General features: G+C 38.4%; 17 protein-coding genes and 3 pseudogenes. 9 read left to right on the top strand and 11 right to left on the bottom strand.

Annotation, left to right across the window (positions count from 1 at the left end):
• Positions 1-43 precede the first annotated feature (43 nt).
• The 4 genes from AWM68_RS02840 to AWM68_RS02825 form a co-directional block, all read right to left on the bottom strand.
• Positions 44-826, bottom strand: coding sequence for a class I SAM-dependent methyltransferase (locus tag AWM68_RS02840; RefSeq protein ID WP_066236622.1), 783 nt, complete (start codon positions 824-826; stop codon positions 44-46).
• A 28-nt stretch (positions 827-854) separates the two neighbouring features.
• Entirely contained in the window at positions 855-1,601 is a 747-nt protein-coding gene (locus AWM68_RS02835) for a class I SAM-dependent methyltransferase (protein WP_066236621.1), read from the bottom strand.
• Between the two features lie 244 nt (positions 1,602-1,845).
• On the bottom strand, positions 1,846-2,376 hold the full coding sequence (locus AWM68_RS02830) for a competence protein ComK (protein ID WP_066236619.1): 531 nt from the start codon (positions 2,374-2,376) through the stop codon (positions 1,846-1,848).
• Between the two features lie 329 nt (positions 2,377-2,705).
• Positions 2,706-3,212 carry a DUF3231 family protein gene (locus AWM68_RS02825; protein ID WP_082820534.1) on the bottom strand — a complete coding sequence of 169 codons (507 nt, stop codon included), beginning with the start codon at positions 3,210-3,212 and terminating at the stop codon, positions 2,706-2,708.
• 111 nt (positions 3,213-3,323) lie between these two features.
• Between AWM68_RS02825 and AWM68_RS22105 the strand changes: the two are divergent.
• A pseudogene (locus AWM68_RS22105) lies at positions 3,324-3,702 on the top strand (glutathione-dependent formaldehyde dehydrogenase); the annotation flags it as partial.
• 153 nt (positions 3,703-3,855) lie between these two features.
• Positions 3,856-4,698 (top strand): MBL fold metallo-hydrolase, encoded by an 843-nt coding sequence (locus AWM68_RS02820; RefSeq protein ID WP_066236616.1) that lies wholly within the window; start codon positions 3,856-3,858, stop codon positions 4,696-4,698.
• An 80-nt stretch (positions 4,699-4,778) separates the two neighbouring features.
• Here AWM68_RS02820 and AWM68_RS02815 read toward each other — a convergent pair whose 3' ends face one another.
• A complete protein-coding gene (locus tag AWM68_RS02815) occupies positions 4,779-5,063 on the bottom strand; it encodes a hypothetical protein (protein ID WP_066236614.1) in 285 nt (94 codons plus the stop codon).
• A gap of 231 nt (positions 5,064-5,294) precedes the next feature.
• On the opposite strand from AWM68_RS02815, the gene AWM68_RS02810 reads away from it, so the two are divergent.
• Positions 5,295-6,155 carry a TVP38/TMEM64 family protein gene (locus AWM68_RS02810; RefSeq protein WP_066236613.1) on the top strand — a complete coding sequence of 287 codons (861 nt, stop codon included), beginning with the start codon at positions 5,295-5,297 and terminating at the stop codon, positions 6,153-6,155.
• A 367-nt stretch (positions 6,156-6,522) separates the two neighbouring features.
• Here AWM68_RS02810 and AWM68_RS02805 read toward each other — a convergent pair whose 3' ends face one another.
• The 3 genes from AWM68_RS02805 to AWM68_RS02795 are packed head-to-tail and all read right to left on the bottom strand — an operon-like array spanning position 6,523 to position 8,456.
• Entirely contained in the window at positions 6,523-7,053 is a 531-nt protein-coding gene (locus AWM68_RS02805) for a GNAT family N-acetyltransferase (protein WP_066236611.1), read from the bottom strand.
• A gap of 31 nt (positions 7,054-7,084) precedes the next feature.
• Entirely contained in the window at positions 7,085-7,903 is an 819-nt protein-coding gene (locus AWM68_RS02800; RefSeq protein WP_066236609.1) for an MBL fold metallo-hydrolase, read from the bottom strand.
• A 13-nt stretch (positions 7,904-7,916) separates the two neighbouring features.
• Positions 7,917-8,456 carry a GNAT family N-acetyltransferase gene (locus AWM68_RS02795; protein WP_066236607.1) on the bottom strand — a complete coding sequence of 180 codons (540 nt, stop codon included), beginning with the start codon at positions 8,454-8,456 and terminating at the stop codon, positions 7,917-7,919.
• A gap of 222 nt (positions 8,457-8,678) precedes the next feature.
• Here AWM68_RS02795 and AWM68_RS02790 point away from each other — a divergent pair, with 222 nt between their 5' ends.
• The 6 genes and pseudogenes from AWM68_RS02790 (at position 8,679) to AWM68_RS02770 (ending at position 12,812) form a co-directional block, all read left to right on the top strand.
• The gene (locus tag AWM68_RS02790) at positions 8,679-9,170 is read left to right on the top strand and encodes a DUF2975 domain-containing protein (protein ID WP_066236605.1); all 492 of its coding nucleotides are present in this window, start codon (positions 8,679-8,681) and stop codon (positions 9,168-9,170) included.
• Between the two features lie 9 nt (positions 9,171-9,179).
• Positions 9,180-9,401: a helix-turn-helix domain-containing protein gene (locus tag AWM68_RS02785; RefSeq protein ID WP_066236603.1), complete on the top strand. Its 222-nt coding sequence runs from the start codon at positions 9,180-9,182 to the stop codon at positions 9,399-9,401.
• Positions 9,402-9,722: 321 nt separating this feature from the next.
• Positions 9,723-10,430: pseudogene (locus tag AWM68_RS21835) on the top strand (alpha-amylase family glycosyl hydrolase); the annotation flags it as partial.
• 30 nt (positions 10,431-10,460) lie between these two features.
• Positions 10,461-10,880, top strand: a complete 420-nt coding sequence (locus AWM68_RS21830; RefSeq protein WP_231868366.1) for an IPT/TIG domain-containing protein — start codon at positions 10,461-10,463, stop codon at positions 10,878-10,880.
• Positions 10,790-11,738 (top strand): annotated as a pseudogene (locus tag AWM68_RS21235) (alpha-amylase family glycosyl hydrolase); the annotation flags it as partial. The gene AWM68_RS21830 and the pseudogene AWM68_RS21235, both read left to right, overlap by 91 nt.
• Before the next feature lie 231 nt (positions 11,739-11,969).
• The gene (locus AWM68_RS02770) at positions 11,970-12,812 is read left to right on the top strand and encodes a mechanosensitive ion channel family protein (RefSeq protein WP_066236597.1); all 843 of its coding nucleotides are present in this window, start codon (positions 11,970-11,972) and stop codon (positions 12,810-12,812) included.
• Positions 12,813-13,336: 524 nt separating this feature from the next.
• On the opposite strand, the gene AWM68_RS02760 is transcribed toward AWM68_RS02770, so the two are convergent.
• The 3 genes from AWM68_RS02760 to AWM68_RS21230 all read right to left on the bottom strand — a co-directional run bounded on the left by AWM68_RS02760 (position 13,337) and on the right by AWM68_RS21230 (position 14,303).
• Complete coding sequence (locus AWM68_RS02760; protein ID WP_066236593.1) at positions 13,337-13,777, bottom strand: NUDIX hydrolase; 441 nt, start codon at positions 13,775-13,777, stop codon at positions 13,337-13,339.
• Positions 13,778-13,898: 121 nt separating this feature from the next.
• The gene (locus AWM68_RS22100) at positions 13,899-14,087 is read right to left on the bottom strand and encodes a DUF6980 family protein (protein ID WP_066236591.1); all 189 of its coding nucleotides are present in this window, start codon (positions 14,085-14,087) and stop codon (positions 13,899-13,901) included.
• Between the two features lie 60 nt (positions 14,088-14,147).
• Positions 14,148-14,303, bottom strand: a complete 156-nt coding sequence (locus AWM68_RS21230) for a tRNA U-34 5-methylaminomethyl-2-thiouridine biosynthesis protein (RefSeq protein ID WP_156488282.1) — start codon at positions 14,301-14,303, stop codon at positions 14,148-14,150.
• Positions 14,304-14,344: the final 41 nt, after the last annotated feature.

Genomic DNA, 14,344 nt, shown 5'->3' with positions numbered 1-14,344 from the left:
AAAAAATAACTTGGACTTAACCCCAAGCTATTTTTAATGTTCCCTATTCTATTCTCATCTTCACTGCCCTTGTCGCAATAAATGTATTAATGTAGGAATCAAGCATTCGATTTCCGCCAAAGTCATCTTCATACAAACCGGTAAGGACAAAGCCTGCATCCAACTGCCCCTGGATTTGATCTTCTAGAGTATGACTAAACTCAATGGTTTCACTAGACTGGCTGAATACTTGTAATTCTTCTTCTGTTAAATGAGAAATAGATGAAGATGGAACAGAGTGTCTTACTTCCAGATTCCCTTGCCTCTCTTGTTCATCGTCAAAAATGTACAGAAGCGGATTTACAAAACCTGCAATCAGAACACCACCTTCTTTTAAAACGCGAGCCGCCTCTTTCCATAAAGGTTTTACGTCTTCAATAAATAGATTGGATACAGGATGAACAATTAAGTCGAACTCTCCATCCTCAAAACATGACAAATCTGTCATAGTTCCTTGAACAGTCTTAAGCTTCAGTCCATCGCGTTTTGCAACAAACTTATCTTGCTCTAACTGTTTAATAGATAAATCTACGACCGTCACATCTGCTCCCGCTGCAGCTAAGATTGGTGCCTGCTGACCTCCGCCAGAAGCTAAGCATAGAATTTTCACACCATCTAAAAGGCTAGGAAACCACTTTCTCGGTACACTCTTTTCGGTTGTAACGGTAATCTGCCAAACTCCTGCTTTACTTTTTTGAATAACCTCTTTACTTACGCACTTCGTATAATCCGCTCCGTTCTCCACTTTCTTGTCCCATGCACGGCCGTTTTGATTAATCGTATCCATTCTCTAACTCTCCTTTGTTGATTACCCTTTAACGTTTACTGCTCTTTATGATCAATGTTGTCGGTGCCGTTTCTGCTTTTTCGCAGGAATACCAGGAGTTTGTATATTTATCACGATTGTTTTCAGGCAAGACTACTTCTTCAACCACTTTTTCAATTGTAAAGCCGGTGCTAATGAGTGCGTTAATATATGTGCTAACTTTAAACTGCTGCATGATGGCAGTCGTTTTCCAAGCTTCATGATCGTATGGCCCTTCTTCAAGATAGGACTTGTTAACAAGAATGTTTCCTTCAATTTGATTAAATCGGCTGTACAACGGATGTTCCCAACTAAAAACGAAAATTCCGCCAGGTTTTAGATAAGAGTGTATGTTGGACAAGGTTTGCTCCAGGTTTGTAGTCCATCCTAATGCAAAAATAGAATACACAAGTTCAAAGTGATTCAACGGGATTCCAGGATTACTCTCCATCGGTGATTCAAATAATTTTACTTTTGCAGCCGTATTACTTAGTACATTGTGAGCTACCTTAATTTGTTGATGACTTAGATCTAATCCCCAAAGCTCAGCTACCCCTTTTTCATCCATATATTTAAGAGAATGACCGCTCCCGCAACCAATATCTAAGACTTTTAAGCCTTGTAGATCTCCCAGCAAGTTTAAATTGTCTTCAAGTGGAGCAAAAGGTCCATACTCTGGTAAAGCAGTTCTCCCAAAAAAACGCTCTGCTGCCACTTCCCAGCTTTTTTTGTTCAAAGAAATAGTTTCAATATTCATCGTAATACCCCCATTTATATCTACAGAAATAATTTCCCTACATCTGTAAATTTCCCTGCAACGAAATTGTTAGTGTACTTTGGAGTGCACATGTATCGTATTTAGACTTTATAGGAACCGGTTTAGACTTAATTCATCCACCTTCAGACTCAATTTATTTAAACTTATCCAATCTTCCCACTCTAAAAAATCACACACATAACAAAAACGCCTGACTTCGCATCAGGCGCTTACATTTTTATCACTATGTAAGGATCAGATCACGACTTCTTAGGCGTTCTCGTTCCTTATCTGTTGTTCGATTCATTAAAACACTTCGGTAATGTGCGGCTCGATGGAGTTTGCCTCGTAAGGCTGCGCGGGTACTTTCGATGGGTAGGTCCATACCGTTAGAAAAAATCACTCTAACATTCTTATGGTCAATGGATTCAATGTCCTCGATGTGGGGCTGTGATAGCCAGATGCAGGAATCTTTTCGTGGTGATTGCGTAGGAAAGAAAAATATATCAAGCTTGGTGTCAATCATAATCGGAGCAAAACACATTCTCCCCATATTGATACGTGCAGCCTCTTTCTTCCCGTCATACGTATTGCCATAATAAGGACAAGTATCTTTTATAATTCGGAAAGGCTTTTTTTCAACTAGGATGATTGCGTCTCTTTCATAAACTTCTGCACATACGGCTCCCCATTGGTTAATAAACGGATGAATGGCCATTGTCTCACTTTTGATAAAATACTCCTCAACCTTATCGTGCACGATTTTGTACTTCATTCAATACCTCCTAAATTGTATTTAATTCCCCAATAACTCTAATCTTCTATAGTACAAATAACCCCATATCTATACTATATAGTAATATTTTACCATTTAATATTACACACATCTACATTTTTCACCAAAAATTATCAAAATATTTAGTTAATTAAAAAAGCAAGTAAAATATTCTTCTTCACTCGCTTCTCACAATTATTTTGTAATCTTAAAACTCCTCGATTAAATGCGAAATTTTATTCTTATACTAATGAAATAACGAAAACACGGTGACCCATCTCATACATTAAAAACGTTAAAAACCCTGCTAGGGTTTTTAACGTTATGGATTATTCTATACTTTTTACTTGTAAAGGTGGAGGAATGATCCAGCCTTTTTCTTTATTCAATTTTAGCATTTTTGCCCCAAACTGTGCTTTTGCTAAATGGAATTGACCATACATGACTGCTATGTCTTCACGGATACTTTGTCCCATCATCGTACTGCATGCCACAAGTCCAGCTGCCACATCTTTAGAAACGGATGCACTAATTTCCGGATCAAGGAACCTTGCTCCTGGAGGGATGTCTTCTAATTTTGCAACCGGGCGTTCAGGTGGAGCTGGAGGTAAACCGATTCCATTTACCTTAAGCAAATTCTCAATTTGAGTATTTTCATTCTTCAATCCTTCAATGGCTTCTTCTACTAACTTTTTCAAGTCACTGTCACCCGTGTGGTTTATATACACCTGATAACCTGCAATCATTCCATGGTTAGTTAGAAGGTTCGTCCATGCACCATAAATTTCACCGTAATGCATAGGCTCGTCTTTTGGATTTCCATTTAATATTCCCATTATAACGCTCCTTGCTTTATTTATATTCATTTTGAGTCTCCTTAAAGGCATAACTTCATTATTTCAATAAATTTATCTTTGTATTCACAGCTCTTTATAAATGGTACAAAGGTTAAGATTTTTGATTTTACTCAGATGATATGGGAGAAAGCTGATGTCGTTATTGGCTGTGTCGGTATGGAAGGAAAGAAATCCCCGCTTGAGTTTGTAGAACAGAAGTTAAAACTTCAAGGAGCACTCTTGGTCCTATACAGATTGCGACAAAAGCTATACGCAATGTGAAACCCTTCAACTTACTGGGTTTTATGCGGTCTATATAACATGTCCGATTAGGTACTTTCTTTTAAAGAAACAATACCATTAAGATGGACAAGCACCGGCAAGAAGTTACATGTAAATCACACATACCATGCCATTAGATGAAGCAGCCAAAGGATATGAATAATTAATAACACAAGATGATTGTATGAAAGTCATACTAAAACCCTAAAAAGACTGTTATAAGACAGGTATATTCGTCAATACTAACTCATAACTAAATTCACCGTATGCTTACAAATCGTAAATTTAGTTTAGAAAAGAGCATAGTTTATATGCTCTTTACTCTTGTTCATCTACTTAATCTTTAGTAAGGAGCTATAAAATGACGCACATCCAGAATGAGCCTCCGGATATGGGATTTTTGCCTATGACGAGTGTTGCAAACGGTATAGGAGAACAGATCGCCCCGGATGTCTACGGTCTCACTACTCAAATTGTTAATGTCTATTTTATCCGATGCCAAGAAAACCCTTCTCAGTATGTATTGGTTGATGCAGGAATGCCTAAATCTGAGGATACTATTTTGAAATGGGCAGAAAAATGGTTTGATGGGCCGCCCACATCTATGATTTTAACTCATGGACATTTTGACCACATCGGAGCCGCTGTTACACTTGCTGAGGAATGGAACATTCCGGTCTACGCTCACCCATTAGAAATTCCTTATTTGAATGGAGATAGAAACTATCCAAAACCTGATCCAACCGTTAATGGTGGTCTCGTGACCGAGCTATCCCCGCTATTCCCGAACCACGGCATCAACCTTAGTGAACACATCAAGGAACTGCCGAGTGATGGATCGGTTCCTGGATTACAAGGCTGGCGATGGATTCACACACCAGGACATACAGAAGGACATGTTTCGTTCTTCCGAGATTCTGATAAAGTCTTACTAGCAGGGGATGCTTTTGTAACCGTTAAACAAGAATCTCTATTTAAAGTCCTCACTCAAAAACAAGAAATTAGCGGTCCACCGAAGTATTTCACTACAGATTGGACAGCTGCAAAAGAATCAGTAATCAAACTCGCATCACTAGAGCCCGAAGTTGCGGCAACCGGACACGGAATTCCGATGAATGGTGAGCAACTTCATCAAGAATTAAATAAGTTAGTAACTGAATTTGATCAAATCGCTAAGCCTAAACACGGAAAGTATCTAAACTAATTGTTTCGTTTATTTTTGCTTCTCACTAAAACTCTCCATCTCGTAGTACGTTATTACGAGTGGAGAGATAACCTTTATTGTTATTGAACTTTTAAAATCACTTTTTCTTCAGCATGTACAATGTATATGCTATACCGTTTATATTTCAATTTTTGTCTCAGTTCCAGTGGGATCGTTAACGCACCTCTTTTACTGATTTTCTGAATAAATTCCCTTGTGGTGTCTTTATCAATGATAACCACTCCATCCTCACAATCTATGCCTACCATTGATCCATTGCTAATATCAAACTCTTCTCTCCAGCGAATTGGTATGTAAATATAACCTTTCTCGTTGTCATAATATTTATCTTCCAGCTTATACATAATTCACCTGCTCTTCAAGAATCGGGAATCTTTATTTTACTATAATGCGATGCAGGGTTAAAGCCTCTATAGATGTCTTTTTTTTAATTATTTGTAAATTACATCTATTGATGCTCTTTTAGCTTTCAATACGCCTCAAGTCTTACTCAAATTACATCTGCAGAAGCTGTTTGCCTCTTCATTCATTGTTTAAACTAATTACATAAACACATATGAACGGAGACATTCGTTATGACAGACACTTTTAGCAGAAAACAACTCACACTCGAACTTTTACTTCACATCACACTAACGTCATTAACCCTTGTAACCTTATTTAAGCTGCTGCCGACCATACAGCCAGTTTTTAAGTTATTCGGCATCGGGCTTGCAGTCGTTATCGTAACTTTTGACTTGGTCTTTTTATGTAAACGCAATTTGCAGATCTTTAAAATCACCCGCCTGATCGCACTCTATTTCTTTGCAATCAGCATGATCGTGTTTGCGATTTTCTATGTGACAAAACTGTTGGTTTTAACAGACATGTACGGATTTGAAAACCTATTACGAATCCATGAGTCCGCTGCAAAATCCATCTACTTGGCCATTTGTTTCGCCCAGCCTATCATCCTGCCTCTGCCAGAAGTTGTAACGGTTGCGGCGGCGAGTGCTGTATTTGGTCCATTTACAGCGCTCTCCTTAGGGTTTCTAGGCACTCTTGCTGGAATCATCACGATGTATTTTTTCGCCAGGTTTGGCGGACAGCATATTGTTTCAAGGTTTGTAAAAGAGGAACATCTCTCTAAATACAAAAGTTATGTACAAAGAAATGAAGTCCTGTTTTTGGCGATTATGTTCATCATTCCTGTTTTACCGGATGAGATCATCTGTATTGGTGCTGGACTTGGTGGAGTTGCATTTCGAAGGTTCTTACTTATTGCTGCACTATCGAAGCTATTTACGGCAACGATCTTTGCTTACTCTGTTGAACTAGCGAAGATTTTCTCTTTAACCACAACTGAGTTGATGGTGTATGCTTCCATAATTGCGGGGTTTGCATTTATCGTAACAACGTTGATCAAGAAAAATGTGAGGCAGAAGGAAGAGGGTTGAGGGTTTAGTTCATAGGCTGAACAGCTAAATAACATAAACACATTAAATCGCAGCGAAATTCGGTGCGGTTTTTCTTTGTATATTACTTGTTATTTTATTTTTGCTCAGGTGACCCTTTGTTTTCGCTCAATGACCTCCTGTTTTCGCTCAATGAACCCTTGTTTTCGCTCAATCACCTCCTGTTTTCGCTCAATGAATCCTTGTTTTCGCTCAATGACCCTCTGTTTTCGCTAAATGAGTCCCTCTTTTCGCTCACAACACGTTCTTTAGCAAGTTATGAACTCATCATCAAGCTAAAAAATTCGATACAAAAGGAAAAGCTGACTACAAAGGCCACTATTTCACGCCTTTCTGTCAGCTTCCTTTATTATTTCACCCACTTATACATTAAAACATCATCTACGTATTCATCATCACCGAACTTAAACTCTTTTACTTTGCGTCCTTCCTCAACAAAACCTAACTTTTTATACAGCTCGATCGCTCTTGTGTTCGTTGAGAATGTACCTAATGTTATCTTTTCAATCACCGGGTGCTGTTCGGCCCAATTCAACAACTCTGCAATCAACAACTTCCCGACCCCTTTGTTTCGGCAGTCTTTTTGCAGCATGATCGCAAAAGATCCTGTGTGATGCATCCGCTTTCGCTCTTGTGATCGAAACACGATCCAGCCCACTACTTTATTGTCTACTTCTGCGACAAGCATGGTTTCGCGGTCATGATCTAACGTCTTCTGAATCCATTCAGCATGCTCTTCAGTCGTTTTATTAAATTCTTCAGAAACCGCGATAAAATAAGTTGATTCTTCAATAACTTCCCGATGTATAGCCAGAACAGCTTCAGCATCTTCAATACGGGCGGTGCGGATAATCGTTTTATTCATTTGTTCGATAGACATAATAGATTCCTCGGTTTCTGCAATATTTTTTTTAGATATGACTCTTCTCATTTACAATGGAAGTAACAATGTGAAGTGAATCCCATTCTCCACGAGAAAATTTGATAATGGGGAACTTTTTCGGAAATAGCTTCTGACGGATTGCCTCTGGAGTGTCACCTTGCTTTTGTAAAGTTAACACTTCCTGTTGAAGAGTAACTAAATAGTCGCGTTTACGTTCGAGAGCTGCCCGCCCATCCCTTACTAATCCAGCATGACTGCAAAAAACATCCTGAAATTCGTAGGTTAATACACGTTCTAGTGACCGAATAATGTCAGGGATGCTTTCTTCTTCTAAAACAACTTTTGTGCGCTCACTGACAAACAAATCACCCGTGAACAGTTGGCCTGTTTGTTGATTCAAGAATGCATTGTGATCGAGAGCATGACCAGGTGTGGGGATTACTTCCCAAGTTGCATTTCGTGACTGAAACGTTGCAGGCATCGGCTTCGCATGAAATGGTTTCCTTTTTCCCCAAAAGAACTTTCTGTACAGCGGATAATCTGCTCGCTGTGTGCAATAATCGATTGTCTTTTGATCTAAGTAAATCGGTGCTTCCTTTGTTCTTTCGATATAAGCGGCACAACCTGTGTGGTCTTCATGAAAGTGGGTAATCATGACTTGATCAAAGTCAGCCGAATCAATGAATGGTTCAAAATAGTGATGTAACGATTGTGCTCCCGTATCAATCAATACGCCATCAACTAAATAACTATAGACGTTTAATGCAACACCTTGAAACGTAATCGCTCCATTTAAATAGGCAACGCCGTTCTTTTCACCGGCATGGGATTTCTTTTTTACGAACATCTCTTCATCCCCTTCAATAGTTAGGATTAATGAGGGCAAGTACTTGATGATCTTCCCACTTTCCATTTATCATTACGTTCTGCCTAGCAATTCCCTCTTTGTGAAAACCAGTCTTTTCCAGGATTTTAATAGAACCTATGTTATGCGGCATCACTTCGGCTTCAATTCTATGAAATTTTAGCTCGTTGAATCCATAGTTTACCATTAATTCAAGAGCTTCTGTCATATAACCATTTCCGTTAAAGGCTTGATCTAATGAATACCCGATCATCCCCTTTTGGGCAGGGCCTCGTTCTACCTTAAAAAAACCAACTTGTCCTATTAGTTCATGAGTGTCTTGAAGAAAAATTCCAAAAGAGTAGCCTATATCCTTCTCTCTATTTTCCTCCATCTTTTGGATTCTGTTCATCTGACCTTCCAACGTATAAAAATCTGAATCTCTGTTTGGAGCAAATTGACTAAAGAACGGTTTGTTTTTTATTTCAAGATCAAATACCGAATAAACATCTTTTGTCTTGAGATGATCTATATAAATGCGGGCCCCTTTTATCATAAACAAAACCTCCAAAATGGCACGTTTACCGTTTAACCTGCTTGTTAAGTTCCATATCAAGTGCATTTCTCCTTCTTGGACACATGAACAGAACTAAGAGTATATGCAGCTCTCCCCTTAAAACAAATTCATATTCAATAAAAATACAATAAAAATTTATTGTAATTCAATAAATAATTATTTATAATCCAAATAAAATATGAATTTAGCGAGGTGCTTTTTATGAAAAATGGGTCAACGCTTTTATTGAAGATCTCTGTTTTTCTTATCGGGACTCCCGTTCTGGCTTTGTGTATATTTTTGTTGCCCCAACTGGCTGTTAAAGCAACGGAAGAAGCACAAAAAGGTTCAGAGTTGGCCTATGTCATTTTTGGCATTTTAATTATTGTGTATCTGTCGACCGTTCCTTTTTACTTTGCACTTCATCAGGCTTTTAAACTTTTACAGTATATCGACAAAAATAAGGCGTTCTCAGAATTATCTGTTCGATCGTTAATGAAAATAAAAAAATGCGCACTTACAATCAGTGGTCTATATGTTCTAGCTTTACCATTGGTATATATCATTGCAGAGTGGGATGACGCGCCAGGTCTCGTTTTAGTTGGTATGGTCTTTATTGGGGCATCCGTTGTTATAGCAGTATTCGCCGCTGTACTCCAAAGACTTCTGAAAGATGCAATCGATCTAAAATCTGAAAATGATCTAACGGTCTGAGGTGAGGATATGGCTATTATTATTAACATTGACGTGATGTTGGCTAAAAGAAAGATGAGTGTAACCGAACTATCTGAAAGGGTCGGAATAACGATGGCTAACCTTTCTATATTAAAAAACGGAAAGGCAAAAGCCATCCGACTTACTACTCTAGACGCTATTTGTAAGGCATTAGACTGCCAACCAGGGGATCTTTTGGAGTATACACCTGACGAAGAAGAAGGAATTTAATAATTAAAACACAAATTGTAACCCGAATAAAAGACTCTTAAAAAAAGTCTCTTGTTCGGGTTTTTGTCTAATAAAAAAAGCACTTCTTCTTCTTGAAGAGTACTATTTTCACTTCTTTTCCGTAACCCTTATTGATCAAGGGTTGGCGTTTCGTAAGCCTATTTTCAAATTGACAACGCTTACATTTTTTGAATAATTAAATGTAATAGAGCGCGCACTATAAGGTGAAAAAATTTGAGGGCAATGTTCTTTTACAGACAACCCCGTTATTCATTTATGAATAGCGGGGTTTTTTATATTTTAAAGGAGTGAATGATACGTATGAAAAAAAGCTTATTGGTCTCAGCTGCACTTAGTTTGTCTCTAGCGTTCTCGAAACTCCCTTTCGAGGACAACCAACAAATAGCTGAAGCTGCTAGTTTCAACAAGATCAACTATGGTCAAGATGTCATTTATCAGATCATGACTGATCGTTTCTCAGATGGTAATGCCGCAAACAATCCGACCGGCAATCTGTTTAGCAGTGATTGTTCCAATCTGCGTAAGTATTGCGGTGGTGACTGGCAAGGAATAATCAATAAAATCAATGATGGTTATTTGACCAATATGGGTGTAACTGCGCTTTGGATTTCTCAGCCTGTTGAAAATGTTTACACTGTTTTAAATGATGCCGCCGGAACAACGGCTTATCATGGTTACTGGGGCAGAGATTTCAAGAAAACGAATCCTTATTTCGGAAGCATGACAGATTTTCAGAACTTGGTTAACACAGCACATGCTAAAGGCATTAAAGTGATTATCGACTTTGCGCCAAACCATACATCACCCGCTTCCGAAGATACTCCAAGTTATATGGAGAACGGCAAACTTTATGATAATGGGACACTTGTCGGTGGGTATACAAATGACACGAAAGGACTGTTTCATCACAATAAAGGGACGAACTTCTCCTCTATAGAAGATGGCATTTATCGAAATCTTTATGACTTAGCTGACTTTAACCACCATGTAGGAGAAGCAGCAGTTTATGGGTATAACGGAAGCAGTTCTAGTCCTGTTATCGGCCAGGTCGGTCCCGTCCAAGCGAAACCAGGCAATACGCTAACGATTAACGGTGATGCGTTCGGATCAGCAACAGGTTCAGTAAAAATCGGGACAGCCAATGCAGCGGTGCAATTTTGGAGCAATGATGAAATTAAGGTCACGGTTCCTGCTGCTACTGCTGGAAGCTATCAAGTTACGGTTACCAATTCTTCGGGTACGGCTAGTGCCGGATACGGACCGATTGATCTTTTATCGGGGTCTCAAAGTTCCGTACGCTTCTTAATTAATAACGCTTATACGAGCCCGGCCGTAGGAAACACGGAAGAACTCGGAAACTGGAACACAGCAAACATATGCCGTTCGGCTGGCAAAAAACATTTATGGAAACCATCAACTCTCATCAGCCTGTCTTTACGTTCGGCGAATGGTTCTTAGGTGAAAATGAAGTAGATCAGAACTATTATGACTTTGCGAATAAATACGGGATGTCACTCTTAGATTTCCGTTACGGCCAAGAATTGCGTCAAGTGCTTCGTAACAATTCTGACAGCTGGTATGGTTTTGACAGAATGATTTCTGAGACTGAAACGAAGTATGAACAGCCGATCGATCAAGTCACATTCCTTGATAATCATGACATGGACCGTTTCCATACGATTGGCGCAGATACGAAGAAGACAGATCTTGCTCTTACGGTTATGCTCACATCACGCGGTGTTCCGAACATCTACTATGGTACGGAGCAGTACTTAACGGGCAATGGGGATCCAAACAATCGAGGCAAGATGACATCATTCAGCCAGACGACAAAGGCTTATCAGATCATCAAAAAGCTTTCAACACTTCGCAAAACCAATCAGGCACTCGGGTTTGGAAAAACGAAACAGCGTTGGATCAACAATGATGTATATGTGTATGAAAGACAGTTCGGGAACGATATCGTTTTGGTCGCGATGAACAAGAGTACGACCGCTACCTATAATGTTTCTGGTGCTGCTACCTCCCTCCCGGCTGGGACTTATACAGATCAATTAACGGGGCTCCTAACAGGTGGTTCTGTTACCGTTTCTGGTGGTACGATTTCTGCGTTCGATTGGACCTTTCTACAATCAAATTATCGCAGCCTACCCAACATGGTACTATGACATAAGTGTTCCTTCTGGTAGAGCGATTGAGTTTAAATTCATTAAGAAAGATGCTGCAGGAAATGTAGTTTGGGAAAGTGGAACGAATCATACATTCACCACTCCTTCTTCAGGCCCTGGAACTACGATTAGTAATTGGCAAAACTAACAAACAAGCAGCTACCCGTTGGGTGGCTGCTTGTTTATTCTCCTTTAAAAAACAGCAATTTAAGCAGTATTAATCGTAAACATAAGCTTTAGGACATAAGAACATGGGAACAATGAGTATAGCAATCTTCATTAGAAGATCATTGACCTTTTTCTCTTTATCTTTTAAAATCCTTTCAGCAGCATGATTTGCTAGATTACATAACAGGCAGCAAAATATGGAGTTGATCGCATGTTTAACTTAGATTTGTTTCAGCAGTTACCGGTTAAGATTTTAACAGTGGCTGTGCTGATTATAGTGACAGCCTATTTTATTCGTAAATCCATTCAGCTTTTCTTTGACAAGACCAGTTTCTTGGATGAAAACCGGGAACAAACGTTGATGCATTTTTCCAACCAGGTTCTTAAAGGGCTTGGACTTGTGTTCTTTTTCATCTATGTCCTTAGCCATTTCTTCGACCTAACGAGGCTTGTTACGGGATCAGTCGTTGTGGCTGGTGCCCTCGCACTAATTTTCCAACATATTATCCGTGATTATATTATGGGGCTTGCCTATCTGTTTGAGCGCCAGATTCATCTTGGTGATTATGTCATCATCAATGGCAATAGACAAGGAAAGATTGAGGAGATCAGTATGCGTCACCTGAAGATTCGCCAGTATGACGGTTATGTCTACACGGTCTCTTATAGCAATATTACAGAACTTCAGAACGGGAACCGAGGGATGCGCAGAGTAAACGAAAGCCTTATCCTCAACTATAGGCAAAACCCGGACGTAGCGTTTAAGGTGATGGAAGAAGTAGCAAGAACATGCAATGAGAAATACGAGGAATTTCTATTAAAAGATTTTCACGGAGCGCCCGTTGAAGGTTTTAAATTCAACCAGATTACCGAATTGAATGTAGATTATAGAGGTCACCGATATTCTCTTTCAGGTTTAGTGAAGGAAGCAAATTTTGTAGATGCAAGCAAAAAAGTAAGATATGAGCTAGCAATGGCAGCGTATTTGAATAACTTGATGATGGCAGAAAGCGGAGAATTCGAGAACAAGAAGAGTTTTGATCCTCAGGGTTAATAGAGGATATGTAAATGACATGACAAACTGCACCTCCTATTAATGGTGTTTAGCAATTGGGGTGCAGTTTGTTTTTTCTGGTCGTTTGACTTATTGCTTTATTTCGAAAAAGAACTCCCAAAATGAATCCTTTACTCATAAATAAAGTAACACACACATAGAACGCATAACCCTAAAAAAAGTAACATCAAAGATAGTTTCTTTAAATACCACGGTAGTAGATTAATGATAGACATCAATATTTCCCCTAAAATACTCCCAGGATCCACATTCGTTTCATCTTGATAAAACTCCTTATCTTTAACTGAAAAATAGATCAAACCCAAAAAAGAAAAAACGGCTAATATAATCATTAAAATAGTCATATAGATTCCTCTGCAAACCCCTCAATTTTACTAATTTCTTATTATCTAAACTGCACGTTTGTTTATGAGTTCATAAAAAAGCATTAACCTTTTTAGATCAATGCACCTGATTGTTGAATCAGAACCTATTCTAAATCCCTCATCAATAATGACGTACTATTAATATTTCAAATACATACTATCTTGCAGCATTTTATCTGCTATTCTGATGTTTTCCTTTAAAAATGCAGGTAATTTTGTATGTGTTAGAATCTCAGTAGTAGTCATCCAAATAACATCATCTACCTCTTCTCTGCTTTTTGCATAAGGTTCACCCGATTTATAGTGACAAAGAAAAACAATATCAATGACATTTATCCCTGATTCAGTGACAAAGGAAGAACTATTTACATATTTTAGATCTGCAACTTCGGTCCCTACTTCTTCAAGAATTTCTCTTTTTAAAGTCCTTTCAAGAATATCAGAAGAAACACCTTCAACCTCACACTTTCCACCAACTAGTGAAAGTGACCCACCAGCGTGCTCTTCCTTTTTACTTCTAAGGATTAAAAGCCATTTATCTTTTCGGTGTATAGCACCTTCTACATTTACTACGAACATAAAGCAATCTCCTTTAAATATAGTTTCGAACTCCATCAACATGCCTTTACTTCAATAAAATAGAGCGCATCTCCTTCTTGAAAGAAATGCACCCAATAGTAAAAAAGAAAGTATCACAAATTTATAGTTTCGTACCACACCATGGACAAAAATCTATGCCGATACTTGAGGTTCCTCCATCATGAATTATTAATCCATAGTCCTTATCATTAAAAATGATGAGTTTGTCGGGACATTCAAAAGAAGTATTATGTATATCGCATTTAAAATTTGCATGATAAGCCATATCCTCACAACAATGTTTTTTCATATTTATATATCTCCATTTCTTCTTATGCACCCGATAATTGAAAATAGAAAATTTGCTTCTCTATGTAGAAGAGACTTCCTTTTTTCCAATACTATGTCCTATAAAAATGCCAAAGATGAGCAAAAGAAGGGAATCTGTTTCGAAATCTTTTGTAAATAATCCCCAAAGCAACCAACCAACAATAGCACCTAAAATTGCTAATAGTATACCCTTCAAAAATCCACATCCTTAGTAAAATTCAATAAAATATTAATATC

Origin of the sequence: Fictibacillus phosphorivorans, from assembly GCF_001619875.1 — a bacterium.
Taxonomy (GTDB): domain Bacteria; phylum Bacillota; class Bacilli; order Bacillales; family Fictibacillaceae; genus Fictibacillus; species Fictibacillus phosphorivorans_B.
Note: the sequence above shows the minus strand (reverse complement) of the source record. Positions and strands in the feature narration are given on the sequence as shown.

Coding starts and splice junctions, on each gene's coding strand:
- AWM68_RS02840 (WP_066236622.1), bottom strand. CDS start 826: ATGGATACGATTAATCAAAACGGCCGTGCATGGGACAAGAAAGTGGAG.
- AWM68_RS02835 (WP_066236621.1), bottom strand. CDS start 1,601: ATGAATATTGAAACTATTTCTTTGAACAAAAAAAGCTGGGAAGTGGCA.
- AWM68_RS02830 (WP_066236619.1), bottom strand. CDS start 2,376: ATGAAGTACAAAATCGTGCACGATAAGGTTGAGGAGTATTTTATCAAA.
- AWM68_RS02825 (WP_082820534.1), bottom strand. CDS start 3,212: ATGGGAATATTAAATGGAAATCCAAAAGACGAGCCTATGCATTACGGT.
- AWM68_RS02820 (WP_066236616.1), top strand. CDS start 3,856: ATGACGCACATCCAGAATGAGCCTCCGGATATGGGATTTTTGCCTATG.
- AWM68_RS02815 (WP_066236614.1), bottom strand. CDS start 5,063: ATGTATAAGCTGGAAGATAAATATTATGACAACGAGAAAGGTTATATT.
- AWM68_RS02810 (WP_066236613.1), top strand. CDS start 5,295: ATGACAGACACTTTTAGCAGAAAACAACTCACACTCGAACTTTTACTT.
- AWM68_RS02805 (WP_066236611.1), bottom strand. CDS start 7,053: ATGTCTATCGAACAAATGAATAAAACGATTATCCGCACCGCCCGTATT.
- AWM68_RS02800 (WP_066236609.1), bottom strand. CDS start 7,903: ATGTTCGTAAAAAAGAAATCCCATGCCGGTGAAAAGAACGGCGTTGCC.
- AWM68_RS02795 (WP_066236607.1), bottom strand. CDS start 8,456: ATGATAAAAGGGGCCCGCATTTATATAGATCATCTCAAGACAAAAGAT.
- AWM68_RS02790 (WP_066236605.1), top strand. CDS start 8,679: ATGAAAAATGGGTCAACGCTTTTATTGAAGATCTCTGTTTTTCTTATC.
- AWM68_RS02785 (WP_066236603.1), top strand. CDS start 9,180: ATGGCTATTATTATTAACATTGACGTGATGTTGGCTAAAAGAAAGATG.
- AWM68_RS02770 (WP_066236597.1), top strand. CDS start 11,970: ATGTTTAACTTAGATTTGTTTCAGCAGTTACCGGTTAAGATTTTAACA.
- AWM68_RS02760 (WP_066236593.1), bottom strand. CDS start 13,777: ATGTTCGTAGTAAATGTAGAAGGTGCTATACACCGAAAAGATAAATGG.
- AWM68_RS22100 (WP_066236591.1), bottom strand. CDS start 14,087: ATGAAAAAACATTGTTGTGAGGATATGGCTTATCATGCAAATTTTAAA.